22 protein-coding genes and 1 tRNA gene are annotated in these 20,941 nt (G+C 35.6%); 19 read left to right on the top strand and 4 right to left on the bottom strand.

What is annotated here, in order from left to right; genetic code table 11:
• Nucleotides 1-2: 2 nt before the first annotated feature.
• A complete protein-coding gene (locus Q0037_RS01150; RefSeq protein ID WP_297514130.1) occupies nucleotides 3-491 on the bottom strand; it encodes a DUF1761 domain-containing protein in 489 nt (162 codons plus the stop codon).
• A 186-nt stretch (nucleotides 492-677) separates the two neighbouring features.
• On the opposite strand from Q0037_RS01150, the gene Q0037_RS01145 reads away from it, so the two are divergent.
• The 11 genes from Q0037_RS01145 (at nucleotide 678) to era (ending at nucleotide 11,473) form a co-directional block, all read left to right on the top strand.
• Nucleotides 678-1,529 (top strand): leucine-rich repeat domain-containing protein, encoded by an 852-nt coding sequence (locus tag Q0037_RS01145; RefSeq protein ID WP_297514127.1) that lies wholly within the window; start codon nucleotides 678-680, stop codon nucleotides 1,527-1,529.
• Between the two features lie 126 nt (nucleotides 1,530-1,655).
• A tRNA-Met gene (locus Q0037_RS01140) sits at nucleotides 1,656-1,728 on the top strand.
• 662 nt (nucleotides 1,729-2,390) lie between these two features.
• Nucleotides 2,391-2,849, top strand: a complete 459-nt coding sequence (locus Q0037_RS01135; protein WP_297514124.1) for a hypothetical protein — start codon at nucleotides 2,391-2,393, stop codon at nucleotides 2,847-2,849.
• A gap of 2 nt (nucleotides 2,850-2,851) precedes the next feature.
• Nucleotides 2,852-3,808 carry a DUF6175 family protein gene (locus tag Q0037_RS01130; RefSeq protein WP_297514121.1) on the top strand — a complete coding sequence of 319 codons (957 nt, stop codon included), beginning with the start codon at nucleotides 2,852-2,854 and terminating at the stop codon, nucleotides 3,806-3,808.
• Nucleotides 3,809-3,814: 6 nt separating this feature from the next.
• Nucleotides 3,815-4,768: a hypothetical protein gene (locus Q0037_RS01125; protein WP_297514118.1), complete on the top strand. Its 954-nt coding sequence runs from the start codon at nucleotides 3,815-3,817 to the stop codon at nucleotides 4,766-4,768.
• A 2-nt stretch (nucleotides 4,769-4,770) separates the two neighbouring features.
• Nucleotides 4,771-4,971, top strand: a complete 201-nt coding sequence (locus Q0037_RS01120; protein WP_297514115.1) for a hypothetical protein — start codon at nucleotides 4,771-4,773, stop codon at nucleotides 4,969-4,971.
• Nucleotides 4,972-4,978: 7 nt separating this feature from the next.
• A complete protein-coding gene (locus Q0037_RS01115; protein WP_297514112.1) occupies nucleotides 4,979-6,724 on the top strand; it encodes a hypothetical protein in 1,746 nt (581 codons plus the stop codon).
• Between the two features lie 150 nt (nucleotides 6,725-6,874).
• Nucleotides 6,875-7,432: a hypothetical protein gene (locus tag Q0037_RS01110; protein ID WP_297514107.1), complete on the top strand. Its 558-nt coding sequence runs from the start codon at nucleotides 6,875-6,877 to the stop codon at nucleotides 7,430-7,432.
• Nucleotides 7,433-7,900, top strand: a complete 468-nt coding sequence (locus tag Q0037_RS01105) for a hypothetical protein (RefSeq protein ID WP_297514104.1) — start codon at nucleotides 7,433-7,435, stop codon at nucleotides 7,898-7,900.
• A 27-nt stretch (nucleotides 7,901-7,927) separates the two neighbouring features.
• Nucleotides 7,928-9,874 carry a hypothetical protein gene (locus Q0037_RS01100; protein WP_297514101.1) on the top strand — a complete coding sequence of 649 codons (1,947 nt, stop codon included), beginning with the start codon at nucleotides 7,928-7,930 and terminating at the stop codon, nucleotides 9,872-9,874.
• Between the two features lie 714 nt (nucleotides 9,875-10,588).
• A complete protein-coding gene (gene era / locus Q0037_RS01095) occupies nucleotides 10,589-11,473 on the top strand; it encodes a GTPase Era (protein ID WP_297514098.1) in 885 nt (294 codons plus the stop codon).
• 123 nt (nucleotides 11,474-11,596) lie between these two features.
• On the opposite strand, the gene Q0037_RS01090 is transcribed toward era, so the two are convergent.
• Nucleotides 11,597-12,094, bottom strand: coding sequence for a hypothetical protein (locus tag Q0037_RS01090; RefSeq protein WP_297514095.1), 498 nt, complete (start codon nucleotides 12,092-12,094; stop codon nucleotides 11,597-11,599).
• Nucleotides 12,095-12,190: 96 nt separating this feature from the next.
• Here Q0037_RS01090 and der point away from each other — a divergent pair, with 96 nt between their 5' ends.
• From der to Q0037_RS01065, 5 genes are all read left to right on the top strand, one after another.
• Complete coding sequence (der, locus tag Q0037_RS01085) at nucleotides 12,191-13,501, top strand: ribosome biogenesis GTPase Der (protein WP_073363164.1); 1,311 nt, start codon at nucleotides 12,191-12,193, stop codon at nucleotides 13,499-13,501.
• Between the two features lie 5 nt (nucleotides 13,502-13,506).
• Nucleotides 13,507-14,139, top strand: a complete 633-nt coding sequence (locus Q0037_RS01080) for a radical SAM protein (RefSeq protein WP_297514089.1) — start codon at nucleotides 13,507-13,509, stop codon at nucleotides 14,137-14,139.
• Nucleotides 14,140-14,943, top strand: coding sequence for an energy transducer TonB (locus Q0037_RS01075; RefSeq protein ID WP_297514086.1), 804 nt, complete (start codon nucleotides 14,140-14,142; stop codon nucleotides 14,941-14,943). It abuts the gene before it with no gap.
• Nucleotides 14,944-15,045: 102 nt separating this feature from the next.
• A complete protein-coding gene (locus Q0037_RS01070; protein ID WP_297514083.1) occupies nucleotides 15,046-15,471 on the top strand; it encodes a DUF2059 domain-containing protein in 426 nt (141 codons plus the stop codon).
• Nucleotides 15,472-15,533: 62 nt separating this feature from the next.
• Nucleotides 15,534-16,691 (top strand): aminotransferase class V-fold PLP-dependent enzyme, encoded by a 1,158-nt coding sequence (locus tag Q0037_RS01065; RefSeq protein ID WP_297514080.1) that lies wholly within the window; start codon nucleotides 15,534-15,536, stop codon nucleotides 16,689-16,691.
• A gap of 10 nt (nucleotides 16,692-16,701) precedes the next feature.
• Here Q0037_RS01065 and Q0037_RS01060 read toward each other — a convergent pair whose 3' ends face one another.
• Nucleotides 16,702-17,403 carry a bifunctional 2-polyprenyl-6-hydroxyphenol methylase/3-demethylubiquinol 3-O-methyltransferase UbiG gene (locus tag Q0037_RS01060; RefSeq protein ID WP_297514077.1) on the bottom strand — a complete coding sequence of 234 codons (702 nt, stop codon included), beginning with the start codon at nucleotides 17,401-17,403 and terminating at the stop codon, nucleotides 16,702-16,704.
• 33 nt (nucleotides 17,404-17,436) lie between these two features.
• Here Q0037_RS01060 and Q0037_RS01055 point away from each other — a divergent pair, with 33 nt between their 5' ends.
• Nucleotides 17,437-17,934 carry a YkgJ family cysteine cluster protein gene (locus tag Q0037_RS01055; protein ID WP_297514074.1) on the top strand — a complete coding sequence of 166 codons (498 nt, stop codon included), beginning with the start codon at nucleotides 17,437-17,439 and terminating at the stop codon, nucleotides 17,932-17,934.
• A gap of 41 nt (nucleotides 17,935-17,975) precedes the next feature.
• A complete protein-coding gene (locus Q0037_RS01050) occupies nucleotides 17,976-18,200 on the top strand; it encodes a hypothetical protein (protein WP_297514071.1) in 225 nt (74 codons plus the stop codon).
• Here the strand turns inward: Q0037_RS01050 and Q0037_RS01045 are convergent.
• Nucleotides 18,197-19,456, bottom strand: a complete 1,260-nt coding sequence (locus tag Q0037_RS01045; RefSeq protein WP_297514069.1) for a DUF1343 domain-containing protein — start codon at nucleotides 19,454-19,456, stop codon at nucleotides 18,197-18,199. The genes Q0037_RS01050 and Q0037_RS01045 overlap by 4 nt on opposite strands.
• 4 nt (nucleotides 19,457-19,460) lie before the next feature.
• On the opposite strand from Q0037_RS01045, the gene Q0037_RS01040 reads away from it, so the two are divergent.
• Entirely contained in the window at nucleotides 19,461-20,696 is a 1,236-nt protein-coding gene (locus tag Q0037_RS01040) for an FtsX-like permease family protein (protein WP_297514152.1), read from the top strand.
• The last annotated feature ends 245 nt before the right edge of the window (nucleotides 20,697-20,941 follow it).

Below are 20,941 nucleotides of genomic sequence, written 5' to 3'. Positions count from 1 at the left end.
GATTATGGCATGCTGCACAAAATGCCTCCCATAACCGTAAAACAAACAATCCAATATCCTCCATGGATTAAAATGTACTTTGCCGAACGACGCTCATACAGGGCATTTGTCCCCACAAGCGGAAGGGCTAGAAGAACTCCAGACATAAATCCGTGTAAAGCACCGTGCTTAAACGTGCGAAACTTCATGCCGTAATCATTCATAAATGCAGTGTAGGAGGGAAGGGCTTGTTTAACATCGCCGCCAATCATTCCCAAAGCGCCCCATTGATGAATGGTCAACATATTGATGATTAGTGAAATCATGAGGGCAAAAAGAAAAGTCATCCCAAATAGGAGCCCCATGTTAGCGCCCTTAATTTTTTCTTCGGTCATACCCGATTCCCGCATCCATACCGTTCCCATGACTTTAGGATGATACCAAATAAAGCCAATAACTAAGGAGGAAACCGCGGCACATAACACGGCAATCCAATTCATTTGTAGTTCCATAAAATGTTGATTTAAAGGTTGGTGTATCAAAGATAAAACTTTTATACAGTTAAATAACAAAGTTGTAATATGTAAGAAAAAATTTACTTAAATAAACTATGTTTTGCAATTTTATGCATTTCATCGATTTTATTTGCATATAAGCGATAACATGTCTTACTTTTACAACACCAAATCTAAACAATCATGAGACGATTCGTTACCCTTTTTGCCCTATTTCTTACTACTATCGCTCTTGCCGAAGTTTCTTCCGCTGAGCGAAAAGCACTCCTTGATTTTCACAAAGCTGCTCAAGGTGTGCAATGGACACATACATGGGATCTCACTAAACCCGTAGCTACTTGGTACGGTGTGAAGGTTGAAAATGACCAAGTGACTGCCATTGACTTATCAGACAATAATCTTTCAGGGTTGTTGACGTCAAAAATAGGCGACTTAAAGCATCTACAATCGTTGGTGTTGTTCAAAAACAATTTGGAAGGTGCTTTGCCAACATCCATTGGTCAATTAAGAAAGCTTCAAATACTAAACGTTTCCTTCAACAAGTTTTCAGGCACTATTCCAGCAGAAATTGGAAACGCTGTGTCGCTAACCGAATTGGTGATGTTTATGAACAATTTCTCAGGAGCAATTCCTACTACCATCGGAGCGCTAACACAATTACAAACGTTGTCGTTATACAACAACCGTTTAACAGGCGATATCCCGTCAACACTTTATGCACTAAAAAGGCTTCGTACGCTTGAATTAAATAGTAATGAGTTAACAGGAAGCTTGCAACCTGAAATTGCCAACTTAACAGCGCTTGAAACCCTTAGCTTATTCGATAACAAGCTCAATGGACGAGTTCCTGTTGAAATCGAAAAGTTAGATAACTTGACAGCCATGAACATCTCTTACAACAAATTCAACGGTTTTGTCACCAAGAAAATGTATGCCAAAGACATGATGAACATGACCATGATCAATGAGCAAGGATTGGCGGTGAACCTATCCGTTAAATCCGATCCCAATACGGCAATTGCCAACGAAGAATAATTTTTTTCCTATATCCGAGTCTAAAGCCCTGTGAATCACAGGGTTTTTTATGAACTCAAGTTTTTTATTTTTTTCAATTCATAATTTGTATTTCAAATAATAGTCTTATATTTGCACCCGAAACAGCGCGGGATAGAGCAGTAGGTAGCTCGTCGGGCTCATAACCCGAAGGTCACAGGTTCGAGTCCTGTTCCCGCTACTAAGAACCCAGCATTTGCTGGGTTTTTTTATTGGTTGTAGCAAAACTGTAGCAAAATAAATGATTGGTTTGTGGCTACTTAACAAATTAAATGTAATACGTCAATCTTTCCTCCCAAAACACTCCGTTATATCAAACCAGTACACATGCTTTTTGGTTGAGCCATCATCCAATAACTTAATCACCGTTATCACATCGTATTTCTCATCACCATCAAATATTAGCGATTATCCTGACTTCTTCTATGGTTCTTCTTTTAGGATAAGGTCAATAATTTCATTTTCAATAAGCACAATAAGCATGCTGTCTGGGCAACTTATTCGTATTGCGGTTGCTTTGGAATTACCCAAGTTCTCAGATATTGGGATTGTTATGTTAAGTTCATAGAGAAGAAGTTTTGGTATGTTAATGATATTTTAAGTGTTTATATATAAATATCATGGTAGTATGAAATGGTCTTAAATTTTGGCTGGAAAATTTTGGCTGGAAAATTTTATGACGAATGGCATCATAGGTCCTCAGTAGGGTTTAAAAAAGCGGAAGGAAGGGTTATAGGTAACGGAGGGAGGGGTATTTTTGAACTCAATCGTCTATGTGTTGAAATTCAGACTCAATTGATTATTTTAGCAAAAAAATAATATTTTTATTTATAATGTTGGATTATGAGAAAATCAATTTTGCCCTTCTTACTCTTGTTTGTTATGCTTTCATGTAAAGCCCAAAAAGAACTTTACAGCATTGAATGTATTAGTGTTGAAAATGAAGGATACGTAAAGTTAAAATTATTGAATTATGTGAAGCCAACAAAATTCAAAATTGAAGACGCTAGTAAAGATGCTATTAAAGCTTTATTATATTCAGGTTATTCTTCCACCAATTGCCCTACTCAAAAACCACTTCTTAGTGAAACAACCGACATTGATAACTTTAAAAAAATTGAAAAAGATTTTTTTTCTAAAAATGGTAAATGGAAAACATTTATTAGAAACTCTTTAGATGTTTACAATATTAAAACTGAAAAAATAACTATAAAGGAGTTTGAAATAATGGTTAATAAAGACCAATTGCGAAAATACCTTGAAGAACAAAAAATTATTAAATCACTAAATACTGGATTCTAACAATGAAAAAAATCACAAACATATTAATGATAATTGGCTTTTGGCTCATTTCATTCAGCTCCTATTCACAAGCAAAAAAGCCTACCTTAATGGTTTTGCCCAGTGATAACTGGTGTGAACAAAGGTATTTTATGACCGAGTTTGATAATCAAGGGACAAAACAAAAAGTTCCAAATTACAAACAAGCTTTTCAAGAAGATACTGAAATTGGTCAAGTGATTAGCAAAATTGGTTCTTTGATGATTGATAGAGGATTTCCTCTTAAAGATGTAGAACAAGAATTAAAAGCAATTGAACAAAGAGCAGCAGAGGACAATATGACAACTAGTGCCACTTCTAGTGCTGGGTTATCTGAAAGTCCTTTGGATAAATTAAAAAACAGAGCAAAAGCCGATATTGTTATTCAAATATGGTGGAAAGTATCTAAAACCGAACAAGGAAAAGTAGTTTCTTTTGTATTAGAAGCTTTTGATGCTTATACCAGTAAAAGAATAGCTGCTTCCACAGGGAATGGGACACCAAATAATACTGAGATTGTTCCTGTATTATTGCAAAATGCTATTCTAGCAAACATTGACACTTTTGCAGCACAATTGCAAGCTCATTTTGACGATATGTTTGCCAATGGTAGAGAGGTTCGACTGACTATCAAAAAATGGAATAGTTGGGATAAAAATTTAGAAACCGAAATTGATGGAGAAGAAATTACCGACCATATTACAAAATGGATGGATGCCAACACGGTTCAAGGACGTTTTAACAAAACTGATGCTTCGGAAAATGTAATTCGTTTTGAGCAAGTCCGTATTCCTTTATATGATGATAAGAATAAAGCATTGGATGCAAGAGATTTTGGAAAAAAATTACAAAAATTCCTTAAAGGAGCTCCGTTTAATTTTGAAGTAAAACTAATGACTCGTGGACTTGGTGAAGCAATTCTTGTCTTGGGTGAAAAATAATTTATTATGAAAAAATTTATTCTACTGTTTTTTATTGCTTTTCAATTTAATGGGAATGCACAAGTAAAATTAGACGACTTTGGTCGTATTGTTTTAAACACTTATTTACCTGATAACAATTCTATTCCAGCAGAAGCTAAAAAAGCTTTGGAAACAAAGTTGAGCCAAATTACAACTAACAACGGAATGGGTGGTAGCTCTATCAACCCAAGATTTATTATTACAGCCGTACTGAACGTTACTGCCAAAGATATTGTTCCAGGACCACCACAAATGATTGCCCAAAACATTGAAGTAACAATGTTTGTAGGCGATGCCATTACCAATACTGCTTTTTCCAACACAATTATAAGTATAAAAGGCGTTGGAACCAATGAAAACAAGGCGTTGATTGATGCTATTAAGAATATTAATCCAAAGAATAAAGACATCACAACCTTTTTAGAAGAAGGTAAAAACAAAATTATTACTTACTATGCTACTCAGTGCGATTTTATCATTAAAGACGCTGAAACATTAGCCAAGCAAGAGAAATATGATGAAGCAATCTATAACTTAGCACTCGTTCCAGAAGTATGTAAAGATTGCTATTTTAAAACCTCAGATATAATTGCAACACTATTTCAGCAAAAAATAGATACAGATTGCAAAACCAAGTTATCGAAAGCTAAAATGCTATGGTCAGGACAGCAAAGTATAAGACAAGCAGAAGAAGTAATTGCAGTATTAAGTGACATTAACCCTAATGCTGCTTGTTATGCTGCTACTACAAATTTTACCAAAGAAATTAATGCCAAAATAAAAGCAGATGAAAAAGCAAGATTGGAATTAGCATTAAAAAAATACAATGATAAAATAGAACTAGAAAAACAACAAATCAATGCTTACAAAGAAATTGCTGTTGAATATGCTAAAAACCAACCAAAAACAATTACTTATAATAATATAATTTGGAGATAATAATGTCAAAATTTGAAAGAAAAAATGGTTCAGAAATAAGTCCTTGTATTTTATCACAAATAAAATTTGCTTTAGGACTAAAGTCAAAAAAACCTTTAAATAATAAAAAATGTTCAAATGAATATTGGAATGAGGTAGTTGAAATAATTGCTGAGAAACATAAAATAAGTAAAGAAAAATATAATTCAATTTTAAAGAAATAAAGTTATAATGAAAAAAATATCATTAGTTCTTTTTATGTTTTTATCAACATTTTGCTTTAGTCAAAATGATATTGTAAAAGAAAAAATAATAGATTTAAATAATTTATTCAACAGAAATAAATTTGAAAAGGTTGAAATATTATCTAAAGAACTTTTAAATAATCAATATGGTAATCTAACTAATGAAGATAAGTGTAATACTTTGGCTTTATACATAACAATTTTAATTAATGACAAATATGAAAACAAGAATTATCAATTAGGATATGATTATCTTCTTGAAGTATTAGAATTATGGAAGAATGGTATGGAGAATTTTCCTCAAAAAGATTCAAATATTTTACAGTTAAATAAAGTAATTAATGACTTGAAAGATAAACATCCTGAGCTAAAAACTAATGTTAAGCAAAATAATACAAATACAGTCACCGAGATTAAAACGGAAAATGTAAGTAAAACTACAGAAACCAACACCACACCAACAAGCATTTCGGATGATAAAACCGTAACACTTACTGTTTCTGGAACGGGAAAGACTTTAGAAGATGCTAAACTAAATGCTTTACGTTCTGCAATTGAGCAAGCTTTTGGAACTTTTATATCCTCAAAAACTGAAATATTGAATGATAATTTGGTCAAAGATGAAATTGTTTCTATTTCTAGTGGAAATATTCAAAAATATAATATTATTTCTCAAACTGAAATTCCAAATAATGGCTACGCAATTACATTAAGTGCAACTGTTTCTATTGAGAAGTTGACATCATTTGCTCAAAGTAAAGGTATTAAAGTAGAATTTAATGGAGGTATGTTTGGTATTAAAATAAAACTACAAAAATTAAATGAAGAAGCGGAAATTGTATCATTAAAAAATTTATTAGAAACAAGTTATGATATCTTAAATAATTCATTAGACTTTGAATTGAATGTTGTATCAGAACCAAAATTAAATTTTAATAATGTGTATAGTCTAGATTTTTTAATTAAAATAAAACCTAATAACAATTATAATAAATTTGAAGATTATATTATTAAAACTGTTGAAAAATTATCATTAACACCTTCAGAAATCTCTGAATATATTAGTCTTAATAAAAAAGTATATACTGTAAATATAAATGAAAAAAAATATACATTTAGAACAATGAAATCAAAAATTTTATTTGTGAATTTTTTAATTTCTTGCCAAATTTTAACGAATTCATTTAAGTTTTATTCAAACGAAAAAATTATTAAATTTACATATGATGAATTATATAAATCAATTTTAAATCAAAAGATTCCAGTTAGTATATCAAAAAAACCTATTTTGTTAAATGCTTTTTACAGTATCGGAGGTAAAGTTGTAAACAGGGGTGCAAATTTAAATTATGTAGCTCCTCTTTTTAAATTATATATTAATAATATAAATTTGAAAAGAGAAGAATTATTAACTTATTTGACTTTTAATTTAGAAGCTGAGGATGAATGGAATACTTACATTTACGATGGATTTAGTAATCAACTCAGCATTAATAATGAGATAATTTTTGATACAAGGTTTAGTTATCCAGAAATAGCATTTACCAAATTATTTTCAATTTCTGATTTAGAAAAAATAAGTGAATTTAAATTAGACAAAATTGATATTGATGATTTTTTAAAAAATCGAAATTTATACATGATGACTGAGTCTTATGGTGAATTAAAAAAACCCAATTCTGAAATTCCTAAAAAACTCAATTCCAAAAGTTCTTCAGAACCAGCCAAGTAAGATTGGTCTTGCTTTGTTGTTTAAATTTAATAATGTGGGAACAAGGAAAGAATAGAGTTTATAATTTTATTGTAATAGAATATCAAACTTATATAGCAAATGTTACAAAAGTTCATAATGAAGTTAAAAGTAAATTTAAAGGAATGAAAAATGTTAAAAATTGATTTAGTAATAGATAAATTAATCAATGAAATATATACAAAAAGTAAAGATTATTTATCACTCATAATTGATGAAAACGCAAGAGTTGAAAATTATTTTTCAGTAATTTTTTTAGGTAAATTAGATAATCTTAAGAAAGATAATTTAATCTCAAATTATAAATTTCAGCATCTTGTCACTGAAAATAAAAGAAACCATATTGATTTATTTATAACTATAGGTGATAAAAGTTGTTTAATTGAAATAAAGCATTTAGCAATTGCTAATGAATTAAAATTAAAAAACAGAAGAAACTTAAATTTTTATACAAGTTTTTCTGACAGTGGTAAAAAAGTTGGAATTATTGGCGATATTGAGAAACTAGAAAAATTAAAGACCAATAAGTTTTGTACAAAATTTTCTTTAGCAATAATTACAAATCCGCCATCAAAGGAAAAAATAAATAAAAAGCTAGAAGAAATCAAAAAAGAATACAATAATTGGGAGTTTAACTATGAAGATAGAAAAGAACTAAAGATAGGCTTTATAATTTCTAAAATGTTTTAAATGAAAAAGATTATATATTTCACAGTTTTAATTATTTCTTCATTTAGTTTTTCTCAAAGCATTAATGAAGACAAAACTTCACTAACCAACTTTATCAAAAGAATGTATAATTCTGCACCTTTTGAGGGTGTTAAGGTTATTGATGATTATGACCATCAATACTTTATTTCGGTTTTATCCTTAGAAAAAGGCAAATATCCTAATGAAGCCATGATGAATAGAGTAGCACAGGTAAAAGGGCAATCACAAGCCAATATTTTCTTTAATGGTTCTACTATTTCATCGGATTTAGTTATTAAAACCACCGAGAATAAATCAACTGATAATCCTAGTGCCGTAGTAGAAACCATAGAATCTATTAAAGAAAATGCAATAGGTTTTGTAAAAAGTATGGAACTACTTACCAACTTTGAAAGCGCAGATGGCAAAAGAATAGTATTTATATTTTATAAGGAAATGAAGCAATAATATTTTTCATAATTAAAAATTTAGACAATGAAAAGCTTAGGATTTATATTCATAATGTTATTTTCTATTTTTTCTTTTTCACAAAGTTATAAAGTTAAGCTTGATGAGATGATAGAACTTTATAATGATGAAGACAATAAATATATAACTATAGCAAATGAATTAATATCTAACAACTATGGCAAAATTGATAACGAAACAAAATTTTATTGTGAATATTTTTTAGGATATGATTTAATAATAAAAGAAGAATATAAAAAAGCACTTGATAAATATATGGACTTGTTGGTTTTTTGTGAACAAAACACAGTCAATGATTCTTATGGAAATATTAGAAAATGTAAGAAAGATATCAAATCAAGAATAAAATCTTTAGAAATAATAATTGCTAATTTACCAAACGAAGTTCCAATTAATAATGATTTTGAAGTTACTTCTGCTGAAAATCTAAATAAAAATATAATAGAGGAAACTCAAAAAAATGAAAATGATGTTGAAAAAAATAGCGTTAATGAAATAAATACAACAGTTACAGAACAAAAAATATCAAACACGGAAAACAAAACTGTAACCTTAACCGTTTCAGGAACTGGAAAAACTTTTGAAGAAGCTAAAAACAATGCTTTGCGTTCTGCTATTGAACAGGCATTTGGAGTATTTATATCCACTAATACGGAAATATTAAATGACAATTTGGTAAAGGATGAAATTGTATCTATATCAAGTGGAAACGTTCAAAAATACAATGTGGTTTCTCAAGTTGAATTACCCAATGTTGGTAATGCAATTACATTAAATGCAACAGTTTCAATTGATAAACTGACATCTTTTGCAGAAAGTAAAGGGGTAGTTGTCGAGTTTAAAGGTGGGCTATTTGCCCAAAACATCAAAATACAAAGATTAAATGAAGAATCTGAACTAATTGCAATAATAAATTTATGTACAACAAGCTTAAAAATTTTACTAAATTCATTTGATTATGATTTAGATACAAATGAACCCACAGAAATTGGAGATTACATATACAATTATCAAACAATTTATAATGATAAATATGGATTATATTATAGATATTATAACAAGAATGATTTTAAAATAGATTTTAATATAACTGCAAATTCAAATAATTATCTATCTATTTTTCACGATAATTTCGAGAAGACATTGATTGGTTTGAGCATGAATGTAAATGAGGTTTTAAGTTATAAAAAATTAAATAAGAAAATAGTTGCCTTAACATTTAATGAAAAAAAATACTTTTTGAGAAATATTAAAAGTTTAGAACTACTAAATAATTTGTTTCGAAAATCCCAATGTATTCCTCTATTATTTAAAATATCATCTAAAATAGACACATATAATAATCTAATAAATAATGGATTTTATTTTTACAAAGGGGCTAAAAAAATATCTGGATTAAAATTTGATTCAGAGATTTATAAAAGTCTATCTTTTTTAGCTTATAATATCTATTATAATGACCTAGGTCCTCATAAAAATTATTTTAGCCTATATGCTTTGGATATAATAAATGGATTTAATAATATAGATAATGAATTTTTGAATTATAATTTTAGTTCTGAGAGTTTCAAAAATTCAATACCCGAGTTATTTATAGAAAAAAAAGATTACACTTTTAATTTTAGTTTGACTAGGTACTATACGTTAAATGAGATTGAAAATATTGATACTTTTAAAGTAGAAAAAATAAACGTATTTGAAGATATATCTAGGGAAATTGCTAGGCAGAAAGAGATAGAATATATTGTGCTAAGAGGTTTAGAAGAAAATGAAATTACAAATATAGATGGTTCGAAATATGTTTCAGATAGATATGCTGATCCTATTCAAGAATTTTTAAAAAATAATTCATTCCGTTTCGAAATAGTTGAGAAAAACAAAGATTATTACATAATAAAAACAGAGTATGATAAATTACTAAAGTTAAAATATCCTCCGAAACATCCTTATTAAGACATTATGTCAAATAAATAGAGTTTGATTTTTAATTCAATTGACACTATCTTTGGTAATCTACAATAAACTGGCTGTCCAATAAACTGTGTAGTTTAAACCCTTTTTTCATTTATACAACCTCCAATTCACAAAAACCATTTCAACACCCATTTCCTTTTTGATTCTATCAATTTCCGAAATGGTAAGTTTATCAGGATTAACCACTATAAAATGATGATGGATTTTCTCAATTTGATGGGTGATTGTAATTTTTGTCTTTTTCATGTTTAATTCTCACTAAAATTAAAATCATAGTCTTTGTACTCTGGTTTATCATAAACAATCACATTAACTTGAACCTTGTTCTCTTCTTCGATGATATTCAAATTGAAATGAGCTCCAACAATGTATCTTTTGAGTTTTTGCAGTAGCGTTAGAAAATCATTTTTTATAGATATAGCGTTACTTTGAATGCATTTTAATGAAGCTAAAACGAATAAAATTTTATTAAAAAAACAAATGAATTAATTTTATTGGATAAAGATTTACAATTTGAATTAAATAAAAAAAATGACCTACTTTTGACTCCGAAAAGAATTACCCTATTCGTAATAGTAAAATCTTGAGTTAGCTTATCGTATTGTACAAAATTTGATGGTTAGCTAATTCATCTATTCCCGCAACAGCGAAAAGCAATCATAAGGTTTGACTTTTTCATTTAATCCCATTATCATGTCACACAAAGCCGGTTTCGTCAATATCATCGGGAATCCCAACGTTGGGAAGTCTACCTTAATGAATGCTTTCATCGGAGAACGCCTTTCCATCATCACCTCCAAAGCCCAAACCACCCGTCACCGTATTCTTGGTATCGTCAACGGCGACGATTTTCAGGTCGTGCTTTCCGATACGCCGGGGATTATCAAACCGGCGTACGAACTTCAAAATGCCATGATGGATTTTGTAAAAACCGCTTTTGAAGACGCCGATGTACTCCTGTATATGGTTGAAATTGGCGAAAAAGAACTGAAAGACGAAGCCTTTTTCAATAAAATTATTCACGCCAAAATCCCCGTACTTCTTTTGCTTAACAAAATCGATACCTCCAACCAAGAACAGTTGGAAGCACAAGTCGCACTGTGGCAAGAAAAAGTGCCTAATGCCGAGATTTTCCCCATTTCAGCGCTGAAAAATTTCAATGTCAAAGAGGTTTTTGATCGTATCCTCTCCCTGTTGCCCGATTCGCCGCCCTATTATCCCAAAGATGCCCTCACCGACAAACCCGAGCGTTTTTTCGTCAACGAAATCATCCGTGAAAAAATCTTACTCAACTACGACAAAGAAATTCCCTATGCCGTCGAAGTAGAAACCGAAGAGTTTAAGGAAGAAGAACACATCATTCGCATCAAAGCCCTTATCATGGTCGAGCGCGAAACGCAAAAAGGAATCATTATTGGTCATAAAGGCGGCGCACTCAAAAAAGTGGGCACCATGGCGCGGGAAGACATGGAAAAGTTCTTTGGCAAACAGGTCTACCTCGAAATCTTTGTCAAAATCAATAAGGATTGGCGCAGCAACACACGACAGTTACGCCGTTTTGGTTACAATCAAAAATAAGGAGAAGCAGGTCTGAATTTCTTATGAATGCTTAGTCCTGCTGTCCGCACTACCTCCCGGCCTTACGGCTTCGGCAGGGTAGTTGGCTCCCATCAGGGCTATCCCGAAAGCTTTGTACCTCGATTAGTGTTGTAAAGCCTCTTCCATCAAAGCCTCCAATTCATGCATTTGGTCGATGCCTTGCTCGCGAATCTGGCGGGCTACCACATACAACATGAACCAAACGCCCAACATCATCCCCATGATAAAAATGTTCCAAAGAATGGGTTGCTTCAACGTCCAATTGGAATAGGCCATAACGCCAAAAATCACAAATACACCCGCTACAATAAAATGCAAAAACATAAATAACGTCCATAAGGTCGGGTCGGGACCAAATAATCCACGAATATGCGTTCCCGATTCAGGATGGGGTTCCAATTCCAAATGCAAATGCGGCGAGAAATAGGCTTTCTGCCTACCCACAATGTGAAACCAAATATGGTTTTCGTTGACCTTAATCGTGTACTCCGCAGGACATTTCGATTTAAATTGTTCAAAAAGCGCTCGAACTTCAGCAACAGATTCGGGAACATCCTTGTAAAAGCGCAACCGTAATTGAATAGCATTTTCGTTTTCCATGGCAGAAGAGAATAGGAGTTTGATTTTAACTAAGATACAAAAAATTAGATAGCTCAAGCCAACTTTATTACCTTTGCATCCCAATTTAGAATACGTATGAACAATATCGTCGCCATTGTCGGGCGCCCCAATGTAGGGAAGTCTACTTTTTTTAACCGACTCATTCAACGAAGAGAGGCGATCGTCGATTCGGTGAGTGGGGTAACCCGTGATCGGATTTACGGTAAAAGTGAATGGAACGGTAAAGAGTTCTCAGTCATCGATACTGGTGGATACATCAAAGGCTCTGACGATATCTTTGAAGCCGAAATTCGCAAACAAGTCGAACTGGCCATCGAAGAAGCCGACGCCATAATTTTTGTTGTTGACGTCGAAGAAGGTATTACCCCCATGGATGCCGAAGTGGCCAAATTACTGCGAAAAGTAACCAAACCCGTACTTTTGGCCGTCAATAAAGTCGATTCTGCCAGCCGTGAAAAAGACGCTTTCGAATTTTACAACCTAGGTTTAGGCGAATATTTTACACTTTCTGGAATGAACGGGAGCGGTACAGGAGATTTGCTCGACAAACTCGTGGAAGTCTTACCCGAATTGCCCGAAACCCCCGATGAAGAGGAAGTTTTACCCCGTTTTTGTGTGGTCGGACGTCCCAATGCAGGAAAGTCTTCTTTTATCAATGCCTTGATTGGTGAAGACCGTTATATTGTTACCGATATCGCTGGAACCACCCGCGATGCGATCGATACCCGATTTACTAAGTTTGGTTTTGACTTTAACTTAGTGGATACTGCTGGAATTCGACGTAAAGCGAAAGTAAAAGAAGACCTAGAATTTTATTCCGTTATGCGCTCCGTGCGGGCAATCGAACATAGTGATGTGTGTATCCTAATGGTCGATGCAACCCGCGGATTTGAAAGTCAAGATCAAAACATTTTTTGGTTGGCACAAAAAAACCGTAAAGGGGTTGTCATTTTGGTCAATAAGTGGGACTTGATTGAAAAAGAAACCATGACCATGCGCGAGTACGAACTGCGAATTCGTGAGCAATTGGAGCCGTTTACTGACGTGCCTATTTTGTTTATTTCAGCCTTGACCAAACAACGTTTACTAAAAGCATTGGAAGCGGCCGTTACCGTGTATGAAAACCGGAAACAGCGCATTGCAACGTCTAAGTTTAACGAGTACATGTTGGATTTGATTGAACGTTTTCCACCCCCCGCTTTGAAAGGCAAATACATCAAAATCAAATACTGCATGCAGTTGCCCACACCGGTACCACAGTTTGTGTTTTTTGCCAATTTACCCCAATATGTAAAAGATCCCTACAAACGTTTTTTAGAAAATAAAATACGGGAAAACTGGAATTTTTCTGGCGTTCCCATCGATATTTACATTCGCGATAAATAGTTTTCATGCTCACACAAGAAGTACAAAAAGCGGTGGATAGAGGCGAGTTGTTGCCCCTTATGGAAGAATTCTATACCATTCAAGGAGAAGGCTTCCATACGGGAACTGCCGCTTATTTTATTCGTATTGGCGGTTGTGATGTGGGATGCCATTGGTGTGATGTTAAAGAAAGTTGGAACGCCGATTTACATCCCCCGACAGCCATTGAACATATCGTAGCCAATGCCCAAAAGTATGCCGATACCGTGGTAGTTACAGGAGGTGAACCCTTAACTTGGGACATGTCCCTTCTCACGGCCTCTTTAAAAGCGGCGCAACTACGCGTGCATATCGAAACATCGGGGAGTTATCCCGTGACAGGAAACTGGGATTGGTTTTGTTTGTCGCCCAAAAAGAATCGATTGCCCGTACCCGAGGCCTACCAAGCTGCCGATGAATTAAAAGTAATCATTCACAACAAACACGATTTCATCTTCGCCGAAGAGCAAGCCGCTTTAGTCAATCCCAGAGCCATTCTTTTCTTGCAACCCGAGTGGAGTAAACGGGAGGAAATGACACCGCTCATCGTTGATTATGTGATGCAACACCCCAACTGGCGCGTTTCGCTTCAAACCCATAAATATTTAAATATCCCTTAAGTGAAAAAACTATTTCTTTTAGGGATGTGTTTGTGGGCTGTGCTTGCTGTAGCCCAACCGATACAACCGCCCAAGATGCCGGTATTCCCTTCGGATAAATACGCCTCTTTTGAAGATTTTTTAGCCAAACAAAGCGCAATTGCTATCGATTCCGCTCAAGTAATCCGTTTTAAAGTTTCCTTTTACATCGATAACCAAGGGACAGTGAGCTATCCTACGGTTTTTTACCATACCAATGAAACCGATGCTCTTCGCCTTTTTAATACGATTCAAAAATCTCCAAAATGGAGTACCGAAGGGATGAATGAAGCGTACATGATCTTGGTAGAAAAATCTATCCAAATCAAAAATGGACAATGGGAAGCCAAAACAAAATTAATGAGCTATAAACGGACTAGTCTCAATTTGGAAGCCTTAAAAAACCAAAGTGTTGTGGTCTTCTTGCCTCAAAGTGAAGGACCCAAACCCGTGTTGGTTGAAGAGGAACCTGAGCCGGTTTATGTCTCCCAACAAATTGAAACCAAACTGGAGTTTCCTGGGGGTGTAAAGGAATTTTATAAGTTAATTGCCAAGAATTACCGAACACCTAATGTGTCGGCTTTGTCTGGAACCGTAATCGTCTCCTTTGTAATTGAAAAAGACGGCACACTAACTGAATTGAAGGTGTTAAGAGATCTTGGATATGGAACGGGGGAAGAAGCGATTCGAGTGTTAAAAATGTCGCCACTATGGCAACCAGGGCGTCAATCGGGACAACCTGTACGATGCAGTTATACGATACCCATTAAAATTATTAATAAATAAAATAATTTCTATCCATTACAATGAAGTAACAAAAAAACTGTTTTTGCGTCTAAGAGATTAAATGTAAAAGCGTACATTTATAAACAATTAATAAAACATATCATGAAAAAATTAGTTTACACATTCGCATTTGTTTGCGTTTCCTCTTTGGCAATGGCGCAAGCCCCTGCAAAACCAGCTGTTGATGAAGCTTTGAAAAAAGAATGTTTAGCCGTTATTGAAGCAAGTGGCTCAGGAAATGTGCTTAGCGGATATAAAGATCAATTGTTAGCTCAGGTAGCTGATGATAAAAAAGCCGCATTTACTATGGAGTTTGATGCTATGATGAATAAAATCAATGAAAAAACTGCCGAGGTTTACGCACAAACTTACACCAAAGAAGATATCAAAGCGATGATGGCTTTTTACAATAGTCCTGTTGGGAAAAAAATGAAAGAAAAAGCCGGTGAAATCAATCAGAAGTCTCAAGAAGTGATGATGGAAATTCAAGCGGACTTGCAAGCGATGATGATGAAATACATGCAATAATCAATGCAAAAACAAATAGAAGTCCCGAACAGTTTGTTTGGGATTTTTTTTGACCCATTTCTATGAAAACACATTTTTTATTGGATCCAACGATTACCTTCTTAAATCACGGATCCTTCGGAGCGACCCCCCAACCTGTTTTTGAAGCCAAAATAGCTTTACAACGTGAAATGGAGTCCGACCCGGTACATTTTATTCAAAAAAAATTACCCATTTACCTTAAAGAGGCCAAACGTCCTTTGGCTGAATTCCTTGGGTGTGAGCCCGCCGATTTTTTCTTTACCCCCAATCCCACCCAAGCCATCAACACCATCATGCGTAGCTTGCAATTGCAACCCGGGGACGAAATCTTGGCCACCAATCACGAATACGGTGCCATGGATCGCACTTGGAATTTTTATTGTAAAAAATCAGGAGCGAAATACATTCGGCAAAACATCTCGTTGCCGATTACGTCCAAGGAGCAAATCATAGAAGATTTCTGGAAAGGGTATACTTCCCAAACGAAAGTCATTTTTATAAACCATATATCCAGTTCGACCGCCCTCATTTTTCCCGTCAAAGAAATTTGTGATAAAGCCCAAGAGCTTGGATTAATCACCATTGTGGATGGAGCGCATGTGCCAGGTCATATTCCGTTGAATTTGAGCGAACTCAACCCCGATTATTACACAGGAACCTTACATAAATGGATGTTGGCGCCCAAAGGAAGTTCCTTTTTGTATGTGAAAAAGGAATTCCAAGCCGACCTTGATCCGTTGATTGTGAGTTGGGGTTACGAAAGTTTATTTCCAAGCGATAGTCAGTTTTTGGATTACCACGAATACCAAGGTACCAACGACCATTCGACCTATTTGTGTACGCCACAAGTAATCCAATTTTTAAAGGACAACGATTGGGAAACGCAAGCAAAGGCTTGTCGTGCGATGGTCCTTAAACAGTATCCGCGATTTTGTAAGTTGGTGAATAGTCAGCCGATTTGTCCCATAACCGAAGAGTTTTTAGGGCAAATGGCCAGTATTCCGATTTGTACAAGCAAACCTTTGGAGTTGAAAGAGTTGTTGTATACGAAATATCATATTCAAATTCCAGTAATGCCACTCAATGATGGGGTTTATTTGCGGTTTTCAATTAATGCCTACAATACCGAATCCGATTTGGATACCTTGTATGCAGCCTTATGGGATATTATCCAAACAACGGATTTAATTGAAATATAAATTATATGGCTCAAACCGTCAACCGCGCTAAATAATCGTAATTTTTACCTTCGGCAACCAATTCACAGTGCAAGCCGTTGGCCAATGCTGCGTTTTGAAGCGTATTGTAATCCAAATACAACCAAGGAAACTGCTCTCTTTGCCCTTTATAATAGACGGTAAATTCGAGTTCGCCATAATAACCGTTATCGGGAATCCAATGCCCGCCATCTTCGTCTTCGTCAAACATGTAAATGAGATCCGAACTGTCTATGAGAATTTGACCCCCCGGATTCAGTAATGATTTTAGTTTTTGGAGGTACAGTGCAGTTTGATTCAATTTCCCGAAAATTCCTGTGCCGTTCATGAGTAATAAAAGCGTATCAAATTGGGTTTCGGGGTTGTAATCGAGCACCGAACTTTGAACGCAATGTTGAATGTTTTGTAAACGACAAGCTTCGATTGCGTAACCGGAATGGTCTAATGCGGTCACATCAAATCCTTTTTGTAGGAGGTCCAAAGCATGGCAGCCAGCACCTGCGCCAATGTCCAACACTTTCCCTTTGGCGAGTTGCAGCGCTTTTTGTTCGAGTTGCGGCATGTTTTTGTATGTACGAAACAAGTAGGCTACATCCATTTCGTCTTCTTCCGAGATGGAAGTTTCCGTGAGCAAGGGTTGCGGATTATTTTGGGTATAAAAATCGAGGATGGCTTGGCCGAATAAATCCAACATGATTGTATTTTTGTACAAAGATACCGAGCAACATTGAAACCAGCAGTACACGAATTAGCAAAATTGGCCAAAGAACGCCAGAGTGAGAACAAAAAGTATTTTGACAAACTCAAAAAACATCCGCCGCGCGATTTGGATTACCAAATGCTGGAGATGCATGAGCGTGAATTTAAAAAAACCGATTGTTTGCAATGCGCCAATTGCTGTAAAACGACAGGTCCTTTATTTACATCGGCCGACATTGAGCGAATTGCCAAACACTTGCGCCAAAAGCCCCAACAGTTCATCGACCAGTATTTGCGCATGGACGAGGATAATGATTATGTGTTAAAAAATGTCCCCTGTACGTTTTTGGATGCTGAAAACTATTGTATGATTTATGAGGTACGACCCAAGGCATGCCGCGAGTATCCGCACACGGATCGTACGAAGTTTTATCAAATCGCGAATTTGACCCTACAAAACGTTGCCATTTGCCCAGCCGCCTTCAATATTGTAGAGGAAATGAAAAAAAGAATTCCGGTGAAATAATATTTTTTTGTAGCATTCGTTTTTAAATAAACACACTTCGTATGCGACATTTGTTTATTCTTCTTGGTATTTATGCTATCGGGTTGGGACTTACCTTGTTTGGAGCGTATATCGATACCGATGTCCCTCACGCCAGTCATTTTTCATTGGGAATGGAGATTTTTTGTATGTCCCTCATCGTTTTCGGATTGCTTGCGGGAATCTTCTACAGTTTGTATTTTACCTTTATGGGAATAAAACGGGTTTTGCAACAGCGTTTTGCTTAGTACAATAAATAGGGCTGACGCATTTTTTTGAATGCTTCAAGATCGTTTTTCCACGAATCACGAATCACTTCTTCAGATACTCCCGCTTCAATTTGTTGACGCAACGTTTTGGTTCCTGCCAATTTGGTAAAAAAATCATTGAAGAAGGTCGTTTTATCTTCTGTATTTGCATACGCTTTCAAGAGCCATTTTAGTTCAAGCTGGTTAACCTTTTCAATTTTAGATAAATCCTCTCCAAAACATTTTAGTCCTTTATGCGGCGGTTCTTTAGCCCCAAAATTTGGTTCTGGCGTAAATTCATAACTCATGTTTTTAAGGAAGGGCGATCCGTAAATTTGAAATTGTAAATCGGTGCCACGTCCCACACTTACGTTGGTGCCTTCAAAAAAACACAAACTCGCATACAAATTGATCGATTGATCGTTAGGCAAATTAGGAGAAGGCCGCACAGGTAAGCTATACGTCATCTCGCGTTTGTAATTCAAGCATGGAATCACAGTGAGCTGACATTGAACGCCGTTTTTCAACCATTTTTCACCATTAATCATTTGCGCATATTCCCCAATCGTCATCCCATGAAGCACTGGAATCGGATGCATGCCTACAAAACTAGTATGCTCTTTTTCCAAAATAGGTCCGTCCACAATGCTGCCATTCGGATTGGGTCGGTCCAATACAAGCAACGGAATTTGGTTTTCCGCGCAAGCTTCCATGATATAATGTAAGGAAGAGATGTAGGTGTAAAATCGTGCACCCACATCTTGCAAGTCAAAAACCATCACGTCAATCCCAGCCAATTGCTCGGGTTTGGGTTTTTTGTTGTTGCCATACAACGAAACAATGGATAAGCCTGTTTTGGTGTCTTTTCCATCTTTAATCAATTCCCCTGCATCAGCCGTGCCACGAAAACCGTGTTCGGGGGCATATATTTTTTGAACATTGATTTTTTGGTTTATGAGATAATCGACGATAGAAACCGATTCATTTAAAATAGTTGATGCTTTTGGATCCGCTGCTGCAATGAAATTAGCTACTCGTAAAACTCCGGTTTGATTGGTTACAAGACCAACTTTCTTATTTTTCAGTAGCGGAATATAGGTATTAGTGTTTTCCGCGCCCGTTTTTATTGCCGCTTTGGTATGCTCAATAATTGCTTCTTTGTGATTTGCTCTTTTTTCTTTCTTCTGCGAAGCACTACAGGAAACCATTAGCAAAACCAAGAATAAAACAGTACTTTTGAGCATCCAATTACACATACGATTGAATTTAGAATTTTTCATAGCAAAACGCCTCACGGCTTCCAAAAAGGTTAAAAGTAGTATTTCTGCCCCAATTATAAAAATTGCAGTGGTGGCGATTGCCTTGGGAATTTTTATGATGGTGCTCTCAGTCGCTACCGGAGTGGGTTTGCAACAAAAAATTCGAGAGAAAGTGGCGGCCTTCAACGGTCATATTGTGATTAGCGCGTTCAACGGCAATGCCTCCGAAGTGAGTACTGAACCCATTGCGCTCCAACAAAAATTCTATCCCAAGTTTACCTCCGTAGACGGCATCGATCATGTACAAGCCGTGGCGACCAAAGCGGGGGTCATTCGCACAGCGAGTTCCTTTGAAGGGATTTTATTTAAAGGAGTTGGAGCCGATTTTCGCTGGCCGGCTATTCAAGAGTATTTGGTTGCGGGTACGATTCCTAAACTCGGGAAAGGCTATTCCAATGAGGTCTTAATTTCCCAATACCTGGCCAACCGACTCCATCTCAAGGTTGGAAGCCAGTTCAATACGTTTTTCTTAGCGCAAGGTCAAAACACGTTGCCCAAAGCACGACGGTTTACGGTGTCTGGAATTTACAACTCGGGTGTTAAAGATTTCGACTCGGTTTATCTTATTGGCGATATCAAACATGTGCAACGCATGAACCGCTGGCGCCCCGACCAAGTGGGAAGCTTTGAAGTCTTTGTGTCCGATTTTAATCGCATCGCCCAAACGGGTCAAGCCGTATACCAAGAAACAGGGTCGCTATTAAACACCGAAACCATCACCGAAAAATATTACTATATCTTCGATTGGCTTAAGCTTTTCGACTTTAATATCCTTATTATATTGTGCGTCATGATTGCCGTTTCGACTATCAATATGGTGGTGGCGTTGTTGGTCCTTATCTTAGAGCGAACCCAAATGATTGGCATACTGAAAGCCATGGGAGCGACCAATTGGTCTGTGCGAAAAATCTTTTTATACAATGCGCTACACCTTATCGTGCGCGGTTTGCTGTGGGGCAATGGCGTGGCCTTACTCGTGTTGTACATACAAAAGTATTTCGGAGTCATTCGTCTCGATCCTGAAAGCTACTATGTGACCACCGCGCCTGTATCTATTGATTATGGCTACATTGCATTACTCAATTTAGGCACCATTCTCGTTTGTTTGCTGGTGCTTCTTATTCCTTCCTACATTATTACACGTATCGTGCCCTCCAAAACCATTCGCTTCGATTAGTTTTAGGCAGCACCCTATTTTCGGCTTCTTGTGTGAGCGGGTTCCCGTGCTATGCTCTACCGGTCCCTTGGTCTAGCGCCCGGGGCAGGGTGCCGCGTCGCCCGGGGCTGTGTTGTGGGCTTACTGCTGCAGAAGAATGCCTTAAAATTGTGCTTTGAAAAAACCAATACCAAAAAATTCGCTTTTTTCACGACGTTTTTGGGGTGTTGTATTTTCTAAAACCAACCCAAATTAGGCCGTTTGAA

The sequence above is a fragment of the Flavobacterium sp. genome (genome assembly GCF_027482425.1).
Lineage (GTDB): Bacteria > Bacteroidota > Bacteroidia > Flavobacteriales > Flavobacteriaceae > Flavobacterium.
This window is presented reverse-complemented; position numbering and strand designations above follow the sequence as displayed.